Origin of the sequence: Mesorhizobium sp. M0751, assembly GCF_040320265.1 — a bacterium.
Taxonomy (GTDB): Bacteria; Pseudomonadota; Alphaproteobacteria; order Rhizobiales; family Rhizobiaceae; genus Mesorhizobium.
On the sequence record NZ_JAMYPH010000006.1, the window covers coordinates 1 to 23,548 of the forward strand.

Here is a 23,548-nt window from a genome sequence, read left to right on the forward strand (position 1 = left end):
GGTCAGCGCCCGTGATCCCATCCATCCCGTCGCTAAGGCGACCCAGCCTAGCATAAACCTCTGTAAACGCTGCGAAATACACGTGTTTGTGGACGGAAACTAGTCTAGACCAGCCGCGACTGCTCTACCGCCGCTTCGATGAAGCTGGCAAACAGCGGGTGCGGATCGAGCGGCCGGCTTTTCAACTCGGGATGGTACTGCACGCCGATGAACCAGGGGTGGTCGGGATATTCGACCGTTTCCGGCAGCACGCCGTCCGGCGACATGCCGGCAAACACCAGGCCGCAATCCTCGAGCCGCTCCTTGTAGTCGACATTGACCTCATAGCGGTGACGATGGCGTTCGGAAATCTGCGTATCGCCATAGATCTCGGCGATCTTCGATCCCTTGGCGAGGTCGGCCTGGTAGGCACCGAGCCGCATGGTACCGCCGAGGTCGCCGGTTTCCCTGCGCTTTTCCAGCATGTTGCCCTTCAGCCATTCGGTCATCAAGCCGACGACCGGCTCCTCGGTCGGGCCGAACTCGGTCGATGATGCGTGCTCGACACCGGCCAGCGAACGCGCCGCCTCGATGCAGGCCATCTGCATGCCGAAGCAGATGCCGAAATACGGCACCTTGCGCTCGCGCGCGAACTTCGCCGCCAGGATCTTGCCCTCCGAGCCGCGCTCGCCAAAGCCGCCGGGGACGAGAATGCCATGGACCTTTTCCAGCCACGGCGCCGGGTCTTCCTTCTCGAATATCTCGCTTTCGATCCAGTCGAGCTTGACCTTGACCCGGTTGGCGAGGCCGCCATGCGACAGCGCCTCGATCAGCGATTTGTAGGCGTCCTTGAGGCCGGTATATTTGCCGACGACGGCAATGGTCACTTCGCCTTCCGGATTGTGGATGCGGTTGGATACTGCTTGCCAGCGTTCCATGCGCGGCTTCGGCGCCGGATCGATGCCGAACGCGGCCAGCACTTCCGAGTCGAGCCCTTCATTGTGATAGGCCATCGGCACGTCGTAGATGTGCGGCACGTCCAGCGCCTGGATGACGGCGCTTTCGCGGACATTGCAGAACAGCGACAGCTTTCTGCGCTCTTCCTTGGGGATCGGCCGGTCGGCGCGGACCAGCAGGATATCAGGCGCAATGCCGATGCCGCGCAACTCCTTGACCGAATGCTGCGTTGGCTTGGTCTTCAGTTCACCCGCCGTCGGAATGTAAGGCATCAAGGTCAGGTGCACGTAGACGGCGTTGTTGCGCGGCAGGTCGTTGCCGAGCTGGCGGATCGCCTCCAGGAACGGCATCGCTTCGATGTCGCCGACGGTGCCGCCGATCTCGCACAGCACGAAATCGTAGTCGTCGTTGCCGTTGAGGACGAAGTTCTTGATCTCGTCGGTGACGTGCGGAATGACCTGCACGGTGGCGCCGAGATAGTCGCCGCGCCGCTCGCGCTCGATGATGTTCTTATAGATGCGGCCGGTGGTGATGTTATCTTGCTGGTTGGCCGAGCGGCCGGTGAAGCGCTCATAATGGCCAAGATCGAGATCGGTCTCGGCCCCGTCATCGGTCACGAAGACTTCGCCGTGCTGATAGGGCGACATCGTGCCGGGATCGACATTGAGATAGGGATCGAGCTTTTTGATGCGTGCGCGATAGCCTCGCGCCTGCAAGAGAGCCCCAAGGGCCGCTGCAGCAATGCCTTTTCCAAGTGAGGAAACCACGCCGCCTGTGATGAATACATATCGCGCCATGGGAGTCATCGCTTAACGCGGCCGAATTGATTCCGCCAGAGAAAAAACCGCCGCGAAGGCTTTTTCCCAAGAAGGCGCTCTGGTCGTTGGCGTATCAAAACAAAAGGGCCGGCGAGGCCGGCCCTTTTGGCACGATCTGTCAAAGCGTCAGATGATGACGACTTTGGTGCCTACTTTCACCCGGCGGTAAAGGTCCATGACGTGCTCGTTGATCATGCGGAAGCAGCCATTGGAGGCGCTGGTTCCGATCGACTGCGGCGCTATGGTGCCGTGAATGCGCAGGTGGGTGTCCTTTTTGCCGTCGTAGAGATAGATGGCGCGCGCACCGAGCGGATTGTCGCCGCCGCCGGGCATGCCGTCCTTGTACTGGCCATAGTGCTTGGGTTCGCGCTTTTGCATATCCAGCGTCGGAATCCAGCGCGGCCATTCCTGCTTGTCGCCGACGGCAACCGTCCCCTTGAACTGCAGGCCTTCCCGGCCGACCGCGATGGCATAACGGCGGGCGGTTGACGATGATTCGACGAGGTAGAGACGACGGGCGCTGGTATCGATGACGATGGTGCCGGGGTTGTAGCCGGTGAATTCGACCTCCTGCGGCACGAACTCCGGCTTGACCTTGAACTGCCGCTTGGCTTGCTTCCTTTCGAGCGCGGCGTCGAGCGCGCGTGTTTCCGGAAGCAGCGACATCGACGAAGAGGATGTGCCGCCGAACAGTCCCGCGAACAGCCCGACGCTCTGCGGCTTCTGCCCGACCGGTTCGCTGCGCAACTCGCCATTGTTGCCGGTCAGCGCAACGTTCATGGCCTCGGCCGGGATCGGCTCGGCCGACTGGATCGGCGCAATGGGTGCAATAGGTTCGATGATGTTGAGGGTCTTCTTCTTGGCCGGCTTGGCATCAGCCACTTTGACCGCCGCGACCGGCTGGCTCTTCTTGGCAAGGAATGCCTGCCGTTCCGCATCGGCCTTGGCTTTCGCCGCCTCGCGCATCGCCAGCTTCCTGGCTTCAAGTGCCTTGGCGCGAGCGGCTTCCTTGTCGGCTACGATCTTGGCTTCGATCTTGCGGATCTGTGCAAGGTCGTCCGGCGTCGGATCTTTCTTCTTCTTGAGTAGCTTCAATTGCGCCGCATCGCTTTTGGCAGCGACGTTGACGACGTTGGTTGTTGTCGCGGCTTTATGGGCCGAATTTGCCGCCGGCATGGCCGCGTAAGCGGGCGCACCTAGGCTGAGCACGGCACAAAGGCCGGCAAAAATGAAGCTGCGAAGCTGCATGGGGAAGATCCGATCGTTCAATGCTTGTTGCCCACGGCGTCGCCCGGCGCCCCCCAAGGACGCCGAGAATGCCGCGTGCAACGTATAATCGATTAGCCGGAAGCGCCTCAAGCGTAGGGCACTGTCGAATCTTCGTGATCGTGCGGCATTTGCCGCGACTGTGTTCAAACGACAACAGATCGCGGCATATCTTGCCCGATTACTGGTTGGGGACCTGCGGCGTGGCCGGCGCGGTGGCGCCGTTTGTCGCTGGCGGCGTCGCCGGAGCGGTTGCCGGCGGCGTCGTTGCCGCGCCATTGCCGGACGGCGGGGTCGGCGCCGTGGTGCCCGAAGGCGGCGTCGGCGTCGTGGTTCCGGGCAATTGGTTGAGTACGCCCTTGCCTGCCCCGTCCGAGGTCGCTGGCACGCGATCGAGAATGTCGATCGGCTTCTCGCCATAGCGCGCTACGATCGACAGTGTCAGCGAAGTGACGAAGAAAGCGGCAGCCAGGATCGCCGTCGCCCGCGTCAGCGCATTGGCGGCGCCACGCGCGGTCATGAAGCCCGATCCGCCGCCGATGCCGAGGCCGCCGCCTTCAGAGCGCTGCAGCAGCACCACGCCGACAAGCGCGAGCACGACCATGAGGTGGACGACGATCAGTACGGTTTCCATAATTTATCCTGGCAAGGCCTTGCGCGGCCGCTGATTTGGAGGCGGCTCAATACAATGCTTTGACGGCATTTCCAAGCCCGTGGCCGGAATATGGGAAGCAATGCGTCCTTTGCAACGATTTCGGCGCCGGCCGTCCGCTCAAATGCAGCAAGCAGCTCCTGTATCAAGCGATGTTTCGATAGGCTTCCGCGATGCCGAGGAAGTCCGCCGCCTTCAGGCTGGCGCCGCCGACCAGCGCGCCATCGACATTCCTCACGCCGAGCAACTCGACGGCGTTGGACGGCTTGACCGAGCCGCCGTAGAGAATGCGCATCTTGGCCGCCGTATTGCCGAGCTTCCGCGCCAGTTCTTCGCGGATATGCGCATGTGCCTCGGCGACGTCGGCGGCGGTCGGGGTCAAGCCCGTGCCGATCGCCCATATTGGCTCATAGGCGATAATAGTGTTGGAAGCCGTGGCGTTTGGCGGGACCGAGCCAGCGACCTGGCGCGACAGCACGTCGAGCGTGGCTCCTGCTTCGCGTTCGGCTCTTGTCTCACCAATGCAGACGATGGCCACCAGCCCGGCGCGCCATGCGGCGGAGGCCTTGGCCTGCACCAAGGCATCGTCCTCCTTGCGATCGGCGCGGCATTCGGAATGGCCGACGATGACATGGCTGGCACCTGCATCCTTCAGCATCTCGGCCGAAATGCAGCCGGTATAGGCGCCGCTTTCCTCGGTGTGGCAATCCTCTCCGCCGGCCCGCACCGGCGTGCGCGACAGAATCTCGGCGGCGTGCGCAAGCAGGGTCGCCGGCACGCAGACCACCGCTTCGGTCTCGGCGTCGAGCCCACTCATGAAGCCGTTGCCGATCATCCTGAGCTCGTTGAGCGAGGCGCTGGTGCCGTTCATTTTCCAGTTGCCGGCGACGAGCGGGCGGATTCCAGGCGTCATGGGATTTGTTTCTCCGGGCAATTTCAAGCTGGCCCTCACTATCAAAATCAGGCCACAAAGCAATCGACAGTGGGCAGGAAGGGCGCTATTGCGCTTGTTTCAGACTCGGCGCATGCGAAAATGCGCAAAAATCGGAAGTACTCATGCTTGGTATGTTGAGAAGCGCGGCGGGGACCTGGGTCGCGAAACTGCTGCTGTCATTGTTGGTGTTGAGCTTCGCCATCTGGGGCATCTCGGGACGGCTGATGGGCGGTCTTGCCGGCCATGACGCCGTGATTACGGCCGGAGGCACCAAGGTCTCGATCAACGAATACCGCCTCGCCTACGATCGCCATTTGAGTGTCATGTCGCAGCAATTCGGCCAGCGCATCAGCCGTGAGCAGGCGACGGCGCTCGGCATCGACAACCAGGTGCTGGCGCAACTCGTGTCAGGCGCTGTCCTCGACGAGCAGGCCCGCAAGCTCGGCCTCGGCCTGTCAAAGGACCGGCTTGCCGAACTGACGCGTGAGGACCCGGCGTTCAAAGGGCCTGCCGGAACCTTCGACAGGAGAACCTTCGAGTACCTGCTTCGGCAGATCGGCATGCGGCCGGAAGACTATTTGAAGAACCGCGCCCAGGTCGCGGTCCGCCAGCAGATCGTCGAGGCGGTTTCGGATGGCCTCAAGGCCCCGGATACATTCTTCAAGGCGGTCGCGCTCTATCGCGGCGAAGATCGCACCATCGACTACCTGACCTTGCCGAAATCGCTTGTCGAGCCGATAGAAGCGCCGTCCGACAGCGTGCTTTCGGCCTATTTCGAGGAAAACAAGAAAACCTACGCCGCACCCGAATACCGCAAGTTCTCCTATGTTAGGCTCGAACCGGAAGACATCATGGATTTGAGCGCGGTGACCGACCAACAGGTCAGCGACGACTACAACAAGAACAAGGCGCGCTACACCACGCCGGAGATGCGCACCATCGAGCAGCTTGTATTCAAGACGCCTGATGCCGCAAAGGCGGCGCTCGATTCGCTCAGGACCGGCGCGACCTTCGACAAGATCGTCGCCGCTGAAGGCAAGACACCAGCCGACACGCTGCTCGGCACGCTGGCCAAGGACAAGATCGCCGACAAGGCGGTTGCCGATGCTGCCTTCAAGCTCAACGTCAATGAAGTCAGCCCGGTCGTGCAAGGCGCCTTTGGCCCCGTTCTGCTGCGCGTCACCGAGATCAAGCCCGAAGTGGTGAAGCCGCTGGCCGAAGTGTCCGAGCAGATCCGCAAGGACCTGGCACTGGGCGAGGCAAGCCGCATCTTGCTGGACGTGCACGACAATTACGAGGATACGCGCGCCTCGGGCAGTTCGCTCGCCGAGGCCGCCGCCAAATTGAAGCTGAAGGTCGTCACCATCGACGCTATCGACCGCACCGGCCGAAGGCCGGATGAAAGCATCGTCAAAGACCTGCCGGAATCGCCGGCACTCATCAAGGCGGTTTTCGAATCCGAACCCGGAACCGACAATGAAGGCCTCACCACCGCCGATAACGGCTTCGTTTTCTACGATGTGAGCGCGATCACGCCGGCCCGTGACCGCACATTGGACGAAGTCCGCCAGAAGGTCGTGGCCGACTGGACCGCGGCTGAGACTACCAAACGGCTTAGCGCAAAGGCACAAGAGCTCGAGAAGCGTCTCAAGGCCGGCGCCACGCTCGAGGTGATCGCCGGTGAGCTCAAGCTCGAAAAGCAGACCAAGCGCGGCGTCAAGCGCGATGCTGACGACGTCGATTTCGGCAAGGAAGGGGCTGCCGCGATGTTCGGCGTCGGCGAAGGCGGAACCGGGCTGATCCCCTCGCCCACAGGCGACGGACAGATCCTGTTCAAGGTTGCCGAGGTGTTCGAGCCTGCCGGGGCCGATGCCAGCTCAGTACCCGAGGACGCACAGAAATCCTTCACCTCCGGCATGTCCGACGACCTGCTCGACCAGTTGGTGGCGCAGCTGCAGACGCAATATGACGTCCGCATCGATCAGGCGGCCGTGACCCAAGCCCTGGCCAGATGAGCGCGCTGAAGATCCACATCGCCAAGGTCGCCGCCGGCAGCGCCCTTTCTTTCGAGGAGGCGCGCGAGGCCTTCGACATCATCATGTCCGGCGATGCCACCCCAGGCCAGATCGGCGGCTTCCTGATGGCATTGCGCGTGCGCGGTGAAACCGTCAGCGAGATCGCCGGCGCCGTCGCCACCATGCGCGCCAAGATGCTGCGCGTCGAAGCCCCCGAAGGCGCCATCGACATTGTCGGCACCGGCGGCGACAATTCGCACAGCGTCAACATTTCGACCGCATCCGCTTTCGTCATCGCCGGCAGCGGCGTGCCCGTCGCCAAGCACGGCAATCGCGGACTGTCCTCGCTGACCGGCGCCGCCGATGTGCTGATCGCATTGGGCGTCAAGATCGACATCCCTCCGGAGACGATCGGCCGCTGCATCCACGAGGCCGGCGTTGGCTTCATGTTCGCGCCGGCGCATCACCCGGCGATGAAGCATGTCGGCCCGACCCGGGTCGAGCTCGGAACCCGCACCATCTTCAACCTGTTGGGCCCGCTTTCCAATCCGGCCAGTGTCAGACGGCAGATGGTCGGCGTGTTCCTGCCCGAATGGATCATGCCGGTGGCAGAAACGTTGAAGGAACTTGGTGCCGACCATGCCTGGATCGTCCATGGCGACGGCTATGACGAGATCACCACCACCGGCGAGACACTTGTCGCCGAACTGGCCGGCGGCGAGATCCGCAGCTTTACGCTGACCCCGGAAGCCGTCGGGCTGAAGCGTCACACCAAGGACGAGTTGCGCGGCGGCGACGCCGCCCACAACGCCCAGGCACTGCGCGACATGCTGGGCGGCGCTGCCGGCGCCTTTCGCGATACGGTGCTGATGAATGCCGGCGCCGGGCTGGTGGTGGCCGGCAAGGTGACGACACTTGCCGACGGCATGGTGACGGCGGCGCAGGCCATCGACAGCGGCCGCGCGCTGAAAGTGCTCGACAGGCTGGTCGAGATTTCGAACGGTTAGAATTATGTCCGACATCCTGCGCAACATCGAGGCTTACAAGCGCGACGAGATCGCGGCGGCCAAGGCGCAAGTGCCGTTTGCCGAAATCAAGGCACAGGCGACGGATGCCGACGCGCCGCGCGGCTTTCTTTCCGCCCTTGAGGCAAAGCGCAAATCCGGCGGGTTCGCGCTGATTGCCGAAATCAAGAAGGCTAGCCCATCGAAAGGCCTGATCCGCGCCGATTTCGATCCGCCGGCGCTGGCCAGGGCCTATGCGGAAGGCGGTGCCGCCTGCCTTTCGGTGCTGACCGACGCACCCTCCTTCCAAGGCGCGCCCGAATTCCTCACTGCTGCGCGCACTGCCGTCGACCTGCCTGCCTTGCGCAAGGATTTCCTGTTCGACCCCTATCAGATCTACGAGGCCAGGGCCTGGGGCGCCGATGCCATCCTGATCATCATGGCCAGCGTCGACGACGCGTTGGCAAGAGAACTCGAAGCGACAGCCTTCGGGCTCGGCATGGACGCGCTGGTCGAAGTGCATGACGAGGCGGAAATGGAACGCGCGCTGCGGCTGTCGTCGCGGCTGATCGGAATCAACAACCGCAATCTCCGGACCTTCGAAACCAGCCTCGAGACCTCGGAACGGCTGGTAGCGATGGTGCCAGCCGGCCGCCTTCTGGTCAGTGAGAGCGGGATCTTTTCGCATGACGATTGCCGCCGGCTGGAGCGGAGCGGCATCGCTACTTTCCTGGTTGGTGAAAGCCTGATGCGCCAGCAGGACGTGGCCGCGGCAACGCGCCTGCTTCTGACGGGCAAGGCGCGGGCAGAGGCCGTCTGACGATGGCGGCCGCCCTCACCCATCTTGGCGCGCAGGGCGAAGCCAACATGGTCGATGTCGGCGACAAGGCTGAGACGGTGCGCACGGCAGTCGCCGAGGGCTTCGTGTCGATGCGGTCCGAGACGCTGGACATGATCCTCGCTGGCGATGCCAAGAAGGGCGACGTGCTCGGCACCGCGCGCATTGCCGGCATCATGGCGGCCAAGAAGACGCACGAACTGATCCCGCTTTGCCATCCGCTGCTGCTGACCAGGATATCTGTCGATATCGAGGCGGACGCCGCGCTGCCCGGCCTGAAGGTGACAGCATTGACCCGCGTCACCGGCAAGACCGGCGTTGAGATGGAGGCTCTGAGTGCCGTCTCGGTCGCTTGCCTGACCATCTACGACATGGCCAAGGCGGTCGACCGCGCCATGGTCATCTCGGGCATCAGGCTGGTTGAAAAGACCGGCGGCAAATCCGGCGACTACAAGATCACCGGAGGCGGGGCCACCGGGGCAGGCCGATAATGGCGCTGGTCCCGGTTGCCGAGGCGCTCGAGCGCCTGCTGGACGGCGCAGGAGCGCTGCCGGGCGAACGCGTCGCACTGCTGGATGCCGCCGACCGCGTGCTGGCGGAGCCGGTTGTGGCGCTCCGCACCCAGCCGCCGTTCAACGCTTCCGCTATGGATGGCTATGCCGTGCGGGCGGCCGATATCGCGTCCGTACCGGCAAAGCTTTCGGTGGTCGGCGTGGCGCCGGCCGGACGCGGCTTTGCCGGAACGGTGCAGCAGGGGCAGGCCGTGCGTATCTTCACCGGCGCGCCGCTTCCCGAAGGCGCCGACACCATCGTCATCCAGGAGAACGTCCGCGATCTCGGCGGCGGTGTCGTAGAAGTGACGGAGCCGACTGTGCAGGGGCGCAACATCCGCCGCCTCGGGCTCGATTTCGCCAAGGGCGATGTCCTGCTGCCCAAGGGCCGCCTGCTCGATCCGGCGGCCTTGTCGCTGGCGGCGTCGGCCAACCACCCCGAGGTCCGCGTGGTCAAACGGCCGCTGCTCGCCATCATCGCGACCGGCGACGAATTGCTGCCGCCGGGCAGCAATCTTGGCCCCGACCAGATCATCTCCTCCACCGCCTATGGTGTCGCCGCTGCCACACAGTCGGTCGGTGCGCGCGCGCTCGACCTTGGCATCGCACCGGACCACAGGGAGGCGATCGCCGCATTGGTTGAAAAGGCCGTGAAGGCTGGCGCGAACGTCATCGTCACGCTGGGCGGTGCCTCGGTCGGTGACCACGACTTCGTCCATGACGTGCTGACCGGGCAAGGCATGACGCTCGATTTCTGGAAGATCGCCATGCGGCCGGGCAAGCCGCTGATGTTCGGGCGGCTGGGCGACATTCGCTGCATTGGCCTGCCCGGCAATCCGGTGGCAAGCCTGGTCTGCACTCAGCTCTTCCTGAAGCCGCTGCTGGCGCGGCTCGGCGGCCGCGCCTTTCAGCAGGATATACGTCAGGTGCGGCTCGGTGCTGCCATGCCGGCCAACGATCTCAGGCAAGATTATGTGCGGGCTGTTGTCACAGACGACGCCGGTACGCTCGTGGCGACGCCGTTCGGCATCCAGGACTCCTCGATGCTGAAAATGCTGGCCGATGCCAACGGATTGATCGTTCGCGCGCCGTTCGCGCCTGCCGCGGCGGCGGGCTCCCCCTGCGACGTGCTGATGCTACGCTGAACCTGCCTCACTCCGAGATCAAGGCCTGGGTCAGCGGATGGTCTGGATCGGCCAAACCGTCGATGATGTTGAAATGGTGCCGGTCAGGCTCGACCACAGAGCTGGTCGAGGCACCTAGGCCGATCCAGATGTTGGCCAGCACCGCGCTCTGGCGCAGGAATTCGGCGCGCTCGCCGCCGCCGGCCCAGCAGGTCAGGCGGGCCTTGTCCATCGGGCGCAGCAGCACCGGGCTTTCGGCCTGCGCCTCGGCCTCATCGATCGCCAGCGTCTCGTTCATGCCGGTGCACATGATCGGGCGCAAATCGTGCACTCCCGAGATCGACACCACGCGACGAACGCGCCGGACCACTTCGGGCGCCAGCGGCGTCGTCGCCGTAACCATCCGGCTAACAAGATGGCCGCCGGCCGAGTGTCCGGTCAGCATCAGCGGCCCTGCGACCATCGCCGCCGCTGTGCCGATCGCCGCGCCGACTTCCTTGACGATGCCGGCAATGCGTATCTGCGGACAGAGCGTGTAGGACGGCATCGCAACCGCATAGCCGCGATCAACAGGGCCAGCGGCAAGATGCGACCAGAAACTCTTGTCGAATGCCATCCAGTAGCCGCCATGGACGAACACCACGAGCCCCTTGGGCTTGGTGGCCGGCAGGAAAAGATCGAGCCGGTTGCGTGGTTTATCGCCATAGGCCAAGTCGAGCCGCGCCCTGCCCTCGGTCGAAAGCACGTCGCGGAAAACCCGCGCTGGCTCCATCCAGGCCGCCGGCCAGCGATCGCTGCCGGCTATATTGGCGCCGTTGGCATAGGCGTTATCCCAATCGGCAATGTGACGTTCGAACACCCTGCGCCCTCCCCTGGCAATATGGCCTTGCAACGTAGCCGTAAGCATCGCGCGGCGCGTCGTCGCCAGCCTCACGGCTCCAGCTCTCGCATCAATCTCAAGTGACAGCCGCCTTGATGGCGAAGCGCGCATCCTTCCACGCACCGGTGCGCAGGATGTCCTCAAGCACTTCGACGGCCTGCCAGACATCGGCATAGCCGACATAGAGCGGGGTGAAGCCGAAGCGCATGGTCGATGGCGCGCGAAAATCGCCGATCACGCCGCGTTCGATCAGCGCGCGCATGATCTGGTAGCCATGCTCATGCATGAATGAAATCTGGCTGCCGCGTTTTTCCCCGTCGCGCGTGCTTTCGAGCGTGAGCCCGTAAGTGCCGCACTTTGCCTCGACAAGCTCGATGAACAGATCGGCCAGCGCAATGCTCTTCTTGCGCACCGCCGTCATGTCGACATCGTTCCAGATGTCGAGCGCGCCCTTCAGCGTGCGCATCGACAGGATCGGCTGGGTGCCGCACAGAAACCGGCGGATGCCGGTGCCGGCCGCATAGCCTGGCTCGAAGGCGAAGGGCCGTGCATGGCCCCACCAGCCGGTGAGCGGCTGCTGGATGTCGGCAAGATGCCGCTCAGCCGCATAGATGAAGGCAGGCGCGCCCGGTCCGCCATTCAGATATTTGTAAGTGCAGCCAACGGCAAAATCGGCCTTTGCCTTGTCGAGCTCGACTGGCATCGCACCGGCGGTGTGGCAGAGATCCCAGACGATCATCGCCCCGGCTTCCTGGGCCCTGCGCGTCAGCGCCGGCATGTCGCGCAGTTCGCCCGACTTGTAGTTGACGTGGTTGACCAGCACCACGGCGGTGCGTGCGTCGATCAGCTCCTCGATGCTCGGCGCGTCGACCCCCGAGAGGCGCAGCAGCGTATCTTTTCGCGTCGAAACCACACCCTCAGCCATGTAGAGGTCCGTCGGAAAACTATCGCCCTCGGCGACGATGACCTGCCGCTCCGGTCGCATAGCCATGGCGGCGTGCAGCAGCTTGTAGATGTTGACCGACGTCGTGTCGCAGACCACCGTCTGGCCGGCCGCGGCGCCAATCAGGCGCCCGAGCTGGTCGCCGAGTTCGAGCGGCATGTTGAACCAGCCGGCCGCGTTCCAGGCGCGGATAAGATCATGCGACCATTCTTCGGTCGCGGCCTTGCGCAATTCATCGAAAGCGGCACGTGAAGCAGCTCCTAGCGAATTGCCGTCGAGATAGATCACTCCTTGCGGCAACACAAAGCGGTCGCGCATCGCGCGCAGCGGATCCGCGGCATCCATCGCCTTTACGGCCACGAGATCGGGAATTCCTGTCATGATTTGCCTGCTCCCCCAAGATCCAACGCAACGCCGGACACGCATCGACTGTTCTTCCATTACCTGGTTGCGCGCAGCAAGACTCCACCGGCGAGAAGCAGCCTGACCAGGCGATGGAAACCAGGACCTAACCCGAGGTTGGCGTTTTGAGTTCGTTTCGTTCACGGTGCATTGACCAAACCGCACACTCGATAGGGTTCACTTCCGTGCCATTTGCCGACCGACGGCCGATGCCAATGTGGCCTTCCGGGAAGCCAGAAGGGCGCAAACGAAAGCAGAATCAAGGCGATGAGGCTCGCGACGGTGAAAGTGCGGTACCCCGGTTAGGGGACGTCGTTTGTTTCCCGAGCCTTAACGCATTCATTAAACTTTAAACAGTTGCGGAACACAACTGGAACAGATAGTGTTTGTTCTGGGTTTGTTTTTCTGATTCTGTTGGGGGTCGCTATGCTGACACGCAAACAACACGAACTGCTTATGTTCATCCACGAAAGATTGAAGGAAAGCGGTATCCCGCCTTCCTTCGACGAGATGAAGGAAGCGCTCGACCTGGCTTCCAAATCGGGAATCCACCGGCTTATTACGGCACTGGAGGAGCGCGGCTTCATTCGCCGTTTGCCCAACCGGGCCCGTGCGCTGGAGGTGCTGCGCCTGCCTGACTCGATCGCCCCCGGCCTCAATGCGGCACGCAAGTTCTCGCCGAGTGTCATCCAGGGCAGCCTCGGGCAAGGCGCCCCTCGGCAGGGCAAGCCGACATCGTCGCGCGTCCCTGCAGCCGGCAATGACGACGATGTCGTCGCCGCCGTTTCGATCCCGGTGATGGGCCGCATCGCCGCCGGTGTGCCGATCGACGCCATCCAGCACCAGACGCATTCGATTTCGGTGCCGCCGGATATGATCATGGGCGGCGAGCATTATGCGCTCGAGGTCAAAGGCGATTCGATGATCGAGGCTGGCATTTTCGACGGCGACACGGTGATCATCCGCAATGCCGATACGGCGAGCCCCGGTGAGATCGTGGTGGCACTGGTCGACGAGGAGGAAGCGACGCTGAAGCGGTTCCGCCGCAAGGGCGCTTCGATCGCCCTGGAAGCCGCCAATCCGGCCTACGAGACGCGCATCTTCGGACCAGACAGGGTCAAGGTGCAAGGCAAGCTCGTCGGACTGATCCGCCGCTACTGAGCTCCGCCCTTGGCGCCGGCTTTGGGTTTGTCGGCCCTGCGGTATGGCGGCAGGCCCCGCGCCGCGCGTGAAAATTTCCGCTGCACGTGCCAGGGCCGGTATGATTTTTCGACTGCGAAACGGATTTCGGCGCGTGTTGCCGCTTGTGGATCGAAATAGACGGCGGCACTTCCCGCGCGCGCCAGTTGCCGTTTGGTGACGACGAGGACCAGCCGGTCGTAGTAGCAGGGGTTATGGGCGGTGGCGTCGTCGATGACGATCAAACTGGCAAAGGCGCAGGCTGGCCGCGCAGTATTGCGGTCCTTGGCTTGCGCGATGATCGCGCCGGATGGATGCCTGGCAAGGCAGAGGCCGTCCGCGCAAATGAACGGCATGCCCGGCGGTAGTTCGGCCGGATCGGCAATGTCGAATTGCGGGTCGTTCTTTCCAGGTGTTTCCGGCGCGACGATAGCCTCTGATGTGAGCGCGCGTTTCCAGTTGTCGATGGTGAACTCATTCGGGCGTGCCCGGTTGACCGCGAGTTCACCGCTCCCAATCGGCAGCGCGACCAGCCGTGCGTCCTCCGAGATCAATACATCGGGTACGCGCGTCTGCGTTGTCGTCAGCAAGCCGGCGAGCGCAAAAGGAAGTGCCGCGAGCCGCAACCAGGTCGTCGCCATGCTGGCAATGACGAGGGCGATCGTCACCAGAAGGACGGATCTCAGCGAAATCAGCCCGACCGCATCGATCGGCGAGCGCTCGGAGATCCACCCGGACAGGGCGATCATCGCCGTTAGCCCCTTGCCCATCACATAGAGGAACGGCCCATCCGCACCGAACGGCATCGCCAGCGCGCTGAGAACGGCGAAGGGCATGACGACCAGTGAGACGATGGGCATGATGGCCAGATTGGCGAACAGGCTGAGCGGCGCCACGCGCTGGAAGTGCCATATGGCGAAAAGCGCCGTGGCGCTCCCTGCAATGATCGAGGTCATCGCTAGGCCGCCCATGCCCAGCAGGACCTTTCGCGTGGCAAAGCGTAGCGGCGACCGCCGCAGCGGCGGCGTGGCGGCCCTGCCGGCGCGGTAATCGGACCAGCCTGCATAGGCGCCGACAAGGGCCGCCGTCGCGGCGAAGGACATCTGGAAACTCGGACCGACCACCTCGTGCGGCGACACCAGGATGACCGCGATGGCCGAGATCGCCAGGTTGCGCATGGTGAGCGCGGCCCGGTCGAACAGCACGGCGATAAGCATCACCGCCAGCATGATGAAGCTGCGTTCGGCCGCTACCACAATGCCGGAAAAGACGAGGTAGGCCGCAATCGAAAAAAGCGCGGTGGCCGCGGCATATTTCTTGACCGGCCGTCGCGATGAGAAATCGGGAAACAGCGCAAAGGCGCCGCGCAGCAGCGCCATGATGGTGCCGGCGACCAACGCCATATGCAGCCCCGAGATAGAGATGATGTGATAGATGCCTGTACGCCGCATCGCTTCGTTGATCTCCTCGGGAATGCCGGCGCGCACGCCGACGATCAGCGCAGCAGCAATCTCGCCCTCGGCGCCGCCGATGCGGCTGCGGATATGGTCGGCGATGGATTCGCGCGCGTCTTCGATCGCGGAAGAAAGCCGCGCGGCAAGCGGCATGCTGCCCGACGACACGACTTTCGGATTGCCGAGAAAAAAGCCGCTGCCGCCGATACCGGCGAAATAGCTGTCGAAGGAGAAATTATAGCTGTCGGGCCGCACCGGGCCGGTCGGCGGCAGCAGCCGCACATAGCCGGTGATCTCGGAACCAGCGGTCAGCTCAGCCGGTATCTTCATCGCCGAAACGCGGACCCGTCCCGGCATATAGCGCAGCGTCGGCCTGGCAGTTGAGATCACATCGATTGTCAGCCTGATGCGGCCGCTCGCCATGGGCTCGTACGATACGACGCGGCCCGTCAGCCGCGTCGAGATTTCGGAACCGAGCATATGCGTTCCGACACGCCAGGTCTCGAACTTGGCGGCAAGCACGCCAAGCGCGCAGAGCAGCGCCACTATGAAGCACAGGCGGGCTCTGGGCCAAGAGCGCGACAGGACGGCACAAAGCGCCGTGAGAAGCACGATTGCGATCGGCTGTGGGAAGGCCGGCTCAGCCGCCATCGCGAAATACACGACCACCCCGCACGCGAGGAATACCGGCACCAGCAGGAAGGCGATGCCGCGGTCGAGTTCCAGGCCGGCCGCCGAGGTTACGCTGTTGCGGATACGGGACGGTGACGGGAGGCGGAAACGACGGCGTAGGCGCACGATGGGCTCGCCCGCGGGCACGGGAACCGTTGCGGGGTCGCTGGCCGGCAGTGACGGCGCATCAAAGCGCGGAGCGGGCAGCAATGCCGGTGCCAGCAGGACAGGCTGGGGAGCGGCAAACAGCAAGCGTTCGCTGACGCCGCTGCCAGCGTCCTCGCCCCCGCCCGCACCACGGCCTCGCACAGCCATCGGGTCTGCCCCTTGCGCCCTCGACCTCCTATGCTACATGAACGCGCAACGCGCGAAAGTCCGAAAACCCACTTCCTTCGCCCGCCTGAGAGTTCCATGCCCGATAAGGTCGTCACCCGTTTTGCCCCCTCGCCCACCGGCTATCTGCACATTGGCGGCGCGCGCACGGCGCTGTTCAACTGGCTGTATGCCAAGCACACAGGCGGCACGATGCTGCTGCGCATCGAGGACACCGACCGTGAGCGCTCCACCGATGCGGCAACCGCGGCCATTCTCGACGGGCTTTCCTGGCTTGGCCTGACATGGGACGGCGAGCCGGTGTCGCAGTTCGAGCGTGCGCCGCGCCATCGCGAGGTCGCCGAGGAGCTCGTTCGCACGGGCAAGGCCTATTATTGTTATGCGACGCCTGCCGAGCTGGAAGAAATGCGCGAGAGCGCACGGGCCAAGGGGCTGCCTCCCCGCTATGACGGACGCTGGCGCGACCGCGACCCGTCGGAGGCGCCGCCCGGCGCCAAGGGGGCGATCCGCATCAAGGCGCCGACAGACGGCGAGACGGTGGTACATGACCGCGTCCAGGGCGACGTGCGCTTTCCCAACAAGGATCTCGACGATTTCATTATTCTGCGTTCGGACGGCAATCCAACCTACATGCATGCCGTCGTCGTCGACGATCACGACATGGGCATCACCCACATCATCCGCGGCGACGATCATTTGACCAACGCCGCACGCCAGACCGTAATTTACCAGGCCATGGGCTGGGAGGTGCCGTCGATGTCGCATATCCCGCTGATCCACGGTGCCGACGGCGCCAAGCTGTCGAAGCGGCACGGTGCGCTTGGCGTCGAGGCCTATCGCGCCATGGGCTACCTGCCGGAGGCGCTGCTCAACTATCTTGCGAGGCTTGGCTGGAGCCACGGCGACGATGAAATCATGTCGATAGCCGACATGATTGCATGGTTTGACATTGGCGACGTCAACAAGGGCGCCGCCCGTTTCGACTTCGCCAAACTCGAGGCGCTTAATGGCGTGCATATGCGCCGGATGAACGACGCGGCGCTGCTCGACATCTTCATTGCCACTCTGCCCTATCTCGAAGGCGGCCCGGCAATCGCCGCGCGCCTCGACGACAGAGGCAGAGCGCAACTGCTTGCCGCTTTGCCGGGCCTGAAGGAGCGCGCCAAGACGCTGGTCGAACTTGTTGAAGGGGCTGCATTCCTGTTCGTCGAGCGGCCGCTGCCGGTCGACGAGAAGGCGGCGGCGCTGCTTAGCGGTGAGGCGCGCGCGATCCTGCGGGGCGCTCATGCGGCACTAGCCACGGTGTCGGACTGGTCTGCCGCCTCAGCGGAGGCCGCGATCCGCGACTATGCGCAGTCCGGCGGCCATAAACTCGGCGCCGTGGCCCAACCTTTGCGCGCCGCGCTCACCGGCAAAAGTACCTCGCCAGGTGTCTTTGATGTGCTTGCCGTGCTTGGCCGCGAGGAAAGCCTGGCGCGGATCGCTGATCAAATCGATTAGCAAACTGGCCCAAGAAGATTGGCATTGAAAGGTGTGTTTCGCAGTGCAACATTGGGTCTTGGCCTAATCTGGCGCGCAGATTCAATTGCGGGCGCAAATGTGCGTATTCCGATGCTTTTGACGTGTTGGGTTCAGATATTTTGCCTTTGCCGGCCTGAGGAAACAAAAAGGAGTTTGCTATGACCGAACCTGCGACAAAAATGGAATTTGGCGGCAAAACCCAGGCATCGACGGCAAAGCTGGAACTCGGCGGCAAAACCCATGAATTCAAGATACGAAGTGGTTCGGTAGGACCTGACGTCATCGACATTGGTTCGCTCTACAACACTGCCGGCGTCTTTACCTACGATCCCGGCTTTACGTCGACGGCAAGCTGCGAATCGGAAATCACCTTCATCGATGGCGATGCCGGCATTCTTTTGCACCGCGGTTACCCGATCGACCAATTGGCCGAGCACGGCGACTTCCTCGAAGTCTGCTATCTCTTGCTCTATGGTGAACTACCGACCAAGGCGCAGAAGGACGATTTCGACTACCGGGTGACGCGCCACACCATGGTGCATGAGCAGATGTCGCGCTTTTTCACCGGCTTCCGCCGTGATGCGCATCCGATGGCGGTGATGTGCGGCGTGGTCGGCGCGCTGTCGGCCTTCTATCACGATTCCACCGACATCTCGGACCCTTATCAACGCATGGTCGCCTCAATGCGGCTGATCGCCAAGATGCCGACGATCGCGGCGATGGCCTATAAATACCACATCGGCCAGCCATTCATTTATCCGAAGAACGAGCTGAATTTCGCAGCCAACTTCCTGCATATGTGCTTCGCCGTGCCTTGCGAGGAATACAAGATCAATCCGGTGCTGGCGCGCGCGATGGAGCGCATCTTCATCCTGCACGCCGATCACGAACAGAACGCCTCGACTTCGACCGTCCGCCTGGCCGGCTCGTCGGGCGCCAATCCCTTTGCCTGTATCGCTGCCGGCATCGCCTGCCTGTGGGGTCCCGCACATGGCGGCGCCAACGAGGCAGCCCTAAACATGCTGGGCGAGATCGGCCATGTCGATCACATCCCGGAATTCATTGCGCGCGCCAAGGATAAGAACGATCCGTTCCGATTGATGGGATTTGGCCACCGCGTTTATAAGAACTACGATCCGCGCGCCAAGATCATGCAGAAGACCGCGCACGAGGTCCTGGGCGAGCTCGGCATCAAGGACGATCCGTTGCTCGACATCGCCATGGAGCTGGAAAAAATCGCGCTGACCGATTCCTATTTCATCGAGAAGAAGCTCTATCCGAACGTCGATTTCTATTCCGGCATCACACTGAAGGCGCTGGGCTTCCCCACCACCATGTTCACGGTGCTGTTCGCGGTCGCCCGCACCGTCGGTTGGATCGCGCAGTGGAAGGAGATGATCGAGGACCCGCACCAGAAGATCGGTCGCCCGCGCCAGCTCTATACCGGCGCGCCGGAACGGGATTACGTGCCGATCGCGAAGCGGTGAAGATGGTGAATGGTGAATGGTGAATGGTGAATGGTGAATGGTGAATGGGAGTAGCAAAGCGTCGCTCCCTGTCCATAGAAACCACTATTCACCATTCACTATTCACTCACTTCCTCACCGTGCCCATCACCACCCCCGCGGCAATCTCGCCTGACGGCTTGGCGGTTGCCATACGCCCGGCAATGTCGGCAAAACCGTGCTTCTGCCAGGTGCGGTAGGCGGTATCGGAGAACAGCGCTTCCAGCTGCCGCGCCAGATAATGCGGCCGCACATATTGATTGTAGTGTTCCGGCACAACTGGCCGGTCGGCAATGAGATTGGGCAAGGCTGCGCTCCATACTTTGATCAGCGGCTGCGCCATGCGCATGACTGGATCGAGCCGGTAGCAGGAGATCATCGGCACACCCGCCAGTGCCAGTTCCAGCGATACCGTCCCAGACGCGATCAGCGCCGCATCGGCCTTGCCGAAGGCCTGCCATTTGCGTTCGGCATCAAGGATGATCTCCGGCTTCTCGTCCCAGCTCGCGACCGAGGACCTGACCAGGTCGGCGACGTGCGGCACCGTTGGCAACAGCAGGCGCAGGCGGTGTCCGCGCGTCCGCAGGATCGACACCGTTTCGCCGAACGGCCCAACCAGGCGCCGCACCTCACCACGACGCGAACCGGGCAATACAAGCAACGTTTTCACACGGTCAGCGGAGAGGTTGCGCGGCTGCGCCTGCGCCCTGGCGGCACTGACTATGCCCGGATCGTGTGCAAGGCGATGCCCGACATAGGTGCCGGGCGGCCCGCCCAGGCGAGCGAGTTCCTTCACCTCGAATGGCAGGATGCAAAGGATGTGATCGACATATGGCTTCATCGCCGCCGCCCTGCCCGGTCGCCAAGCCCACACGCTCGGGCAGACATAGTGGACGATCGGGATGGTCGGATCGGCGGCACGCACGTTCTTGGCGACGCGCAGCGAGAAATCCGGACTGTCGATGGTGACAAGGCAATCGGGCTTTTCACCGGCAATCGCGTTTCCCGTCTGGCCGATCCGCCGCATCAGGCGCGGCAGGTCGCGCAGGATGGCACTAAGCCCCATCAGTGCGATCTCGCTGCCGTCGAACAATGGCGCCAGCCCGAGCGCCTGCAAATGGCGGCCGCCGATGCCTACGAGCCGAACGTCGCGCCCGGTCATGCGCTTTAATGCCTGCACAAGGTCGGCGCCAAGCAGGTCGCCGGACTCCTCGCCGGCGACGACGGCTATCTTCAACGGCCGCTCATTCGCCATGCGCCGGCTCCGCAGCAGGTAGCCCGATCACGAACAGGCCGAGCGCATTGGCACGCCGGATCGTGGCGGGACCTTCGAGCACCAGCGAGCGACCGGCTTCGACGGCAATGCCGGCCAGTCCGGCGGCATGCGCCGCATCGACGGTCAGCGGGCCGATGGAGGGCAGATCGGCACGCAGTTCCTGACCGGGCTTGGCGCATTTGACCAGGACACCGCGCGTCCTGCCGGCCAGCCTGCCGTGCCCGCGCAACTCCCTTGTCCGCTCGAGCAGCCCGTCGGTGCCTTCGACGCCTTCCAAGGCAATAGCGCGGCCGCCGACCGCAACAGCCGCTTGGCCGATATCCAGCGCGCCGATGGCTTTTGCCGCCGCGTGCGCCGCCTCGATGTCGCGCCAGTCGGATTTGCGTGGCGCCGCCTTGGTCAGCAGGCCTTCGGCGGCGACCAGTTCCGGCACGATCTCGTGAGCGCCGACGACCTTGATGCCGCTGCGCTCGATCCTGCGCACGAACAGTTTCAGCACGGTATCGTCCCCCCGGGTTACACCGACGAAGAGGCTGGGTAGCCACGCGAGCAGGCCCAAATTGAGGCGCATGGCGCTCAGCCTGGGGCGGCGCGTGATATGACCCGCGGTTACGAGATGCGTAACGTGATGCCGCTTAAGGATTGGCAGCAGCGAGCCGACGTCTTCCAGCCTCAAGGTTGCCTGCTCATAGGGCTCGAAATCGGCTATGCGATCGACCTCGCCGGCCGCCATCACGACGAAGGGCGATTTGCCTTGCCGGGCGAGCGCTCGGGCAATTTCGACCGGGAGGCTGCCGCCGCCGGCGATGATGCCGACCTTGGCATCTGGCGCGAGATCAAGGCCCTTTCCGGCAGCCTCAATCTTCGTCATCTGCCCTCAGTCTTCATCATCGGTATCGTCGCCGTCGCTACCCTTGAGCGATGGCACGGCGTAGTGCCGCTTGCCGCGACCGGCGATGAAGTCGACGATCTTCATGGCAGTCGGCGACGAGGCGAATTCCGCCTTCGCGAATTCGATGTTTTCGCCGACGGTCCGGGAGCGATCGAAGATCGTCTTGTAGGCTTTGCGCAGCAAGTGGATCTCCGAACGCGGCAGGCCGGCGCGCTTCAGGCCAATGATGTTGAGGCCGCGAAGGCTGGCACGGTTGCCAACGGCGATCGCGTAAGGAATGACGTCGCCGACGATCGCCGAGCAACCGCCGAGGAAGGCGTTATCGCCGATGCGGACAAACTGATGAACCGCGGTAAGTCCGCCGATGTAGACATTGTCACCGACTTCGCAATGCCCGCCTAACGTCGCTTGATTGGCGAAGGTGGCGTTCTTGCCGACCACGCAGTCATGGGCAATGTGGGCATAGGCAAGGAAATTGCCGTTGTCGCCGATCGTCGTCTCGCCGCGGCTGGAATCGGTGCCGACATGCATGGTGACGCCTTCGCGGATCGTGCAATTCTCGCCGATCACCAGCGTGGTCCGGCCGCCCTTGTGCTTGGTGTTCTGCGGCGGCCCGCCCAGTATCGCCATCGGATAGACCTTGGTCGATGCACCGATGGTGGTCGCGCCAATCACCGAGACATGGCTGACCAGTTCGACGCGGTCGCCGATCACGGCGTCGGGGCCGACGTGACAGAAGGGCCCGATGCGGGCGCCTTCGCCGATTTGGGCGCCTGGCTCGATGACCGACGATGGATGGATGACTGTCTGGATTTTCATTAGCATTCGTTTGTCAGCCGCTTGCGACCATCATCGCCGAGATCTCGGCTTCCGCCGCCTTGGCGCCATCGACGAGGGCCTCGCAAGCGAATTTGAGAAGATTGCCGCGTTTCTTGATTTTCTTCACATGAATTTTCAACTGGTCGCCTGGAACGACCGGCTTGCGGAACTTGGCATTGTCGATGGTCAGGAAATAAACCAGCGACGGCTTTTCCGTACCAAGGCTGCGGATGCAGATGGCGCCGGCCGTCTGCGCCATCGCCTCGATGATCAGCACGCCGGGCATGACCGGCTGGTCGGGGAAATGACCTTGGAAATGCGGCTCGTTTATGGTGACGTTCTTGATGCCGATGGCGGATTCGTCGCCATCTATGTCGACAATGCGGTCGATCATCAAGAACGGATAGCGGTGCGGCAGGAGCTTCATCAGCCGCATTATGTCAACCGCTTCGAGCGTCGCCGCTGCGATGTCAGCCATTTCCCCCCTCACCCTGTTTGCGCGTCCGTGCAAGTCTGCGCAAGGCCGCTATCTCGCGCATGGCTTCCGCCATCGGCTGCGCCGGATATCCTCCCCAAATCTCACCGGCAGGCACATTGCTCATAAACCCGCTTCTTGCCGCAAGCTTGGCCCCGGACCCTATGGTCAAATGATCCGCAAGGCCGACACCGCCACCCATGGTGACGTTGTCGCCTACCGTCACGGAACCGGAAATACCCGAAAGCCCGGCTATTATGCAATTGCGGCCGATGCGAACGTTGTGGGCGATCTGTACCAGATTGTCGATCTTGGTACCCTGGCCGATGATCGTGTCGGACATGGCGCCGCGATCGACGGTCGTATTCGACCCGATCTCGACGTCGTCCTGGATGATGACGCGGCCGATCTGCGGAACCCGCTCCGGACCTTTGGCGCCGGCCACGAAACCGAAGCCATCCTGCCCGATCCTGGCACCGCCATGGATGATGACGCGATTGCCAATCAACGCATATTGCACGCTGGCTCCTGGACCGACATAGCCGTCGCGGCCGATCTGCGAGGATGGACCGATGACCGCATGCGGGGCAATGACGGTCCCGCTGCCGATGGCAGCGCGCGGTCCGATGACCGCACCTGCTTCGATGATCGCACCGGCCTCGACATGGGCGGTCGCATCGATATGGGCGTGCGGCGAGATACCGGTTTCGCCGGTCATCGGTCCAGGCGTCGCAGCCGCGGGGAAAAGCAGACGCCCGACCATTGCGAAAGCCTGCTGCGGGCGCGGATGCACCAGCACCGCGATGCCCGCCGGCGCCTTGCCGGCAAATTCGGCAGGGCAGAGAACCGCCGCCGCCCGCAGTGCCTGCATCAGGGCGAAATTGCGCCTGCCGTCGACGAAGACAAGGGCGTTCTCGCCGCCTTCGTTGGCGGGCGCCAGAGCTTCGATCGATACATCGGAGAGACCGGAATCGACAAGCGTCGAGCCGGTCAGATTCGCGACTTCGCCGGCCGTATACCGGCGTGAGGGCGCGAAGAACACCGGATCGGTCATTCCAG

20 protein-coding genes are annotated in these 23,548 nt (G+C 63.3%); 8 read left to right on the forward strand and 12 right to left on the reverse strand.

The window, feature by feature from the left end:
* Positions 1-104: 104 nt before the first annotated feature.
* The 4 genes from pyrG to tpiA all read right to left on the reverse strand — a co-directional run bounded on the left by pyrG (position 105) and on the right by tpiA (position 4,585).
* Complete coding sequence (pyrG, locus tag NKI19_RS11860; protein ID WP_352448839.1) at positions 105-1,733, reverse strand: CTP synthase; 1,629 nt, start codon at positions 1,731-1,733, stop codon at positions 105-107.
* Between the two features lie 147 nt (positions 1,734-1,880).
* On the reverse strand, positions 1,881-3,002 hold the full coding sequence (locus NKI19_RS11865; RefSeq protein WP_352492001.1) for a L,D-transpeptidase: 1,122 nt from the start codon (positions 3,000-3,002) through the stop codon (positions 1,881-1,883).
* A gap of 199 nt (positions 3,003-3,201) precedes the next feature.
* Positions 3,202-3,654, reverse strand: a complete 453-nt coding sequence (secG, locus tag NKI19_RS11870; protein WP_254817294.1) for a preprotein translocase subunit SecG — start codon at positions 3,652-3,654, stop codon at positions 3,202-3,204.
* Between the two features lie 163 nt (positions 3,655-3,817).
* Positions 3,818-4,585, reverse strand: coding sequence for a triose-phosphate isomerase (gene tpiA, locus NKI19_RS11875; protein ID WP_352492002.1), 768 nt, complete (start codon positions 4,583-4,585; stop codon positions 3,818-3,820).
* Between the two features lie 143 nt (positions 4,586-4,728).
* Between tpiA and NKI19_RS11880 the strand changes: the two genes are divergently transcribed.
* The 5 genes from NKI19_RS11880 to NKI19_RS11900 are packed head-to-tail and all read left to right on the forward strand — an operon-like array spanning position 4,729 to position 10,159.
* Positions 4,729-6,621 carry a SurA N-terminal domain-containing protein gene (locus NKI19_RS11880; RefSeq protein WP_352492003.1) on the forward strand — a complete coding sequence of 631 codons (1,893 nt, stop codon included), beginning with the start codon at positions 4,729-4,731 and terminating at the stop codon, positions 6,619-6,621.
* The gene (gene trpD, locus NKI19_RS11885) at positions 6,618-7,628 is read left to right on the forward strand and encodes an anthranilate phosphoribosyltransferase (RefSeq protein ID WP_352492004.1); all 1,011 of its coding nucleotides are present in this window, start codon (positions 6,618-6,620) and stop codon (positions 7,626-7,628) included. Before NKI19_RS11880 ends, trpD begins: the two co-directional genes overlap by 4 nt.
* Position 7,629: 1 nt before the next feature.
* The gene (gene trpC, locus NKI19_RS11890; RefSeq protein ID WP_352492021.1) at positions 7,630-8,445 is read left to right on the forward strand and encodes an indole-3-glycerol phosphate synthase TrpC; all 816 of its coding nucleotides are present in this window, start codon (positions 7,630-7,632) and stop codon (positions 8,443-8,445) included.
* Between the two features lie 2 nt (positions 8,446-8,447).
* On the forward strand, positions 8,448-8,954 hold the full coding sequence (gene moaC, locus NKI19_RS11895) for a cyclic pyranopterin monophosphate synthase MoaC (protein WP_352492005.1): 507 nt from the start codon (positions 8,448-8,450) through the stop codon (positions 8,952-8,954).
* Positions 8,954-10,159 (forward strand): molybdopterin molybdotransferase MoeA, encoded by a 1,206-nt coding sequence (locus NKI19_RS11900; protein WP_352492006.1) that lies wholly within the window; start codon positions 8,954-8,956, stop codon positions 10,157-10,159. Before moaC ends, NKI19_RS11900 begins: the two co-directional genes overlap by 1 nt.
* A 7-nt stretch (positions 10,160-10,166) precedes the next feature.
* Here NKI19_RS11900 and NKI19_RS11905 read toward each other — a convergent pair whose 3' ends face one another.
* Positions 10,167-10,997: a hormone-sensitive lipase gene (locus NKI19_RS11905; protein ID WP_352492007.1), complete on the reverse strand. Its 831-nt coding sequence runs from the start codon at positions 10,995-10,997 to the stop codon at positions 10,167-10,169.
* A 97-nt stretch (positions 10,998-11,094) separates the two neighbouring features.
* On the reverse strand, positions 11,095-12,342 hold the full coding sequence (gene kynU / locus NKI19_RS11910) for a kynureninase (RefSeq protein ID WP_352492008.1): 1,248 nt from the start codon (positions 12,340-12,342) through the stop codon (positions 11,095-11,097).
* A gap of 447 nt (positions 12,343-12,789) precedes the next feature.
* Between kynU and lexA the strand changes: the two genes are divergently transcribed.
* Complete coding sequence (lexA, locus tag NKI19_RS11915; protein WP_023674949.1) at positions 12,790-13,524, forward strand: transcriptional repressor LexA; 735 nt, start codon at positions 12,790-12,792, stop codon at positions 13,522-13,524.
* Here the strand turns inward: lexA and NKI19_RS11920 are convergent.
* A complete protein-coding gene (locus NKI19_RS11920; RefSeq protein ID WP_352567459.1) occupies positions 13,518-15,983 on the reverse strand; it encodes a ComEC/Rec2 family competence protein in 2,466 nt (821 codons plus the stop codon). The two genes, lexA and NKI19_RS11920, sit on opposite strands and share 7 nt — an antisense overlap.
* A 96-nt stretch (positions 15,984-16,079) precedes the next feature.
* Here NKI19_RS11920 and gltX point away from each other — a divergent pair, with 96 nt between their 5' ends.
* On the forward strand, positions 16,080-17,501 hold the full coding sequence (gene gltX, locus NKI19_RS11925; protein WP_352567458.1) for a glutamate--tRNA ligase: 1,422 nt from the start codon (positions 16,080-16,082) through the stop codon (positions 17,499-17,501).
* A 179-nt stretch (positions 17,502-17,680) separates the two neighbouring features.
* Positions 17,681-19,009, forward strand: a complete 1,329-nt coding sequence (gene gltA, locus NKI19_RS11930; RefSeq protein WP_254817305.1) for a citrate synthase — start codon at positions 17,681-17,683, stop codon at positions 19,007-19,009.
* Between the two features lie 106 nt (positions 19,010-19,115).
* On the opposite strand, the gene lpxB is transcribed toward gltA, so the two are convergent.
* The 5 genes from lpxB to lpxD are packed head-to-tail and all read right to left on the reverse strand — an operon-like array spanning position 19,116 to position 23,543.
* Positions 19,116-20,282, reverse strand: coding sequence for a lipid-A-disaccharide synthase (gene lpxB / locus NKI19_RS11935; protein WP_352951136.1), 1,167 nt, complete (start codon positions 20,280-20,282; stop codon positions 19,116-19,118).
* Entirely contained in the window at positions 20,272-21,174 is a 903-nt protein-coding gene (locus NKI19_RS11940) for an LpxI family protein (RefSeq protein ID WP_352492012.1), read from the reverse strand. The genes lpxB and NKI19_RS11940 overlap by 11 nt, the downstream gene beginning before the upstream one ends.
* A 6-nt stretch (positions 21,175-21,180) precedes the next feature.
* A complete protein-coding gene (gene lpxA, locus NKI19_RS11945) occupies positions 21,181-22,014 on the reverse strand; it encodes an acyl-ACP--UDP-N-acetylglucosamine O-acyltransferase (protein ID WP_352492013.1) in 834 nt (277 codons plus the stop codon).
* A 13-nt stretch (positions 22,015-22,027) separates the two neighbouring features.
* Positions 22,028-22,492, reverse strand: coding sequence for a 3-hydroxyacyl-ACP dehydratase FabZ (gene fabZ, locus NKI19_RS11950; protein ID WP_023674942.1), 465 nt, complete (start codon positions 22,490-22,492; stop codon positions 22,028-22,030).
* Positions 22,485-23,543 (reverse strand): UDP-3-O-(3-hydroxymyristoyl)glucosamine N-acyltransferase, encoded by a 1,059-nt coding sequence (gene lpxD, locus NKI19_RS11955; protein ID WP_292653516.1) that lies wholly within the window; start codon positions 23,541-23,543, stop codon positions 22,485-22,487. Before lpxD ends, fabZ begins: the two co-directional genes overlap by 8 nt.
* Between the last annotated feature and the right edge of the window lie 5 nt (positions 23,544-23,548).

Coding starts and splice junctions, on each gene's coding strand:
- pyrG (WP_352448839.1), bottom strand. CDS start 1,733: ATGGCGCGATATGTATTCATCACAGGCGGCGTGGTTTCCTCACTTGGA.
- NKI19_RS11865 (WP_352492001.1), bottom strand. CDS start 3,002: ATGCAGCTTCGCAGCTTCATTTTTGCCGGCCTTTGTGCCGTGCTCAGC.
- secG (WP_254817294.1), bottom strand. CDS start 3,654: ATGGAAACCGTACTGATCGTCGTCCACCTCATGGTCGTGCTCGCGCTT.
- tpiA (WP_352492002.1), bottom strand. CDS start 4,585: ATGACGCCTGGAATCCGCCCGCTCGTCGCCGGCAACTGGAAAATGAAC.
- NKI19_RS11880 (WP_352492003.1), top strand. CDS start 4,729: ATGCTTGGTATGTTGAGAAGCGCGGCGGGGACCTGGGTCGCGAAACTG.
- trpD (WP_352492004.1), top strand. CDS start 6,618: ATGAGCGCGCTGAAGATCCACATCGCCAAGGTCGCCGCCGGCAGCGCC.
- moaC (WP_352492005.1), top strand. CDS start 8,448: ATGGCGGCCGCCCTCACCCATCTTGGCGCGCAGGGCGAAGCCAACATG.
- NKI19_RS11900 (WP_352492006.1), top strand. CDS start 8,954: ATGGCGCTGGTCCCGGTTGCCGAGGCGCTCGAGCGCCTGCTGGACGGC.
- kynU (WP_352492008.1), bottom strand. CDS start 12,342: ATGACAGGAATTCCCGATCTCGTGGCCGTAAAGGCGATGGATGCCGCG.
- lexA (WP_023674949.1), top strand. CDS start 12,790: ATGCTGACACGCAAACAACACGAACTGCTTATGTTCATCCACGAAAGA.
- NKI19_RS11920 (WP_352567459.1), bottom strand. CDS start 15,983: ATGGCTGTGCGAGGCCGTGGTGCGGGCGGGGGCGAGGACGCTGGCAGC.
- gltX (WP_352567458.1), top strand. CDS start 16,080: ATGCCCGATAAGGTCGTCACCCGTTTTGCCCCCTCGCCCACCGGCTAT.
- gltA (WP_254817305.1), top strand. CDS start 17,681: ATGACCGAACCTGCGACAAAAATGGAATTTGGCGGCAAAACCCAGGCA.
- lpxB (WP_352951136.1), bottom strand. CDS start 20,282: ATGGCGAATGAGCGGCCGTTGAAGATAGCCGTCGTCGCCGGCGAGGAG.
- NKI19_RS11940 (WP_352492012.1), bottom strand. CDS start 21,174: ATGACGAAGATTGAGGCTGCCGGAAAGGGCCTTGATCTCGCGCCAGAT.
- lpxA (WP_352492013.1), bottom strand. CDS start 22,014: ATGAAAATCCAGACAGTCATCCATCCATCGTCGGTCATCGAGCCAGGC.
- fabZ (WP_023674942.1), bottom strand. CDS start 22,492: ATGGCTGACATCGCAGCGGCGACGCTCGAAGCGGTTGACATAATGCGG.
- lpxD (WP_292653516.1), bottom strand. CDS start 23,543: ATGACCGATCCGGTGTTCTTCGCGCCCTCACGCCGGTATACGGCCGGC.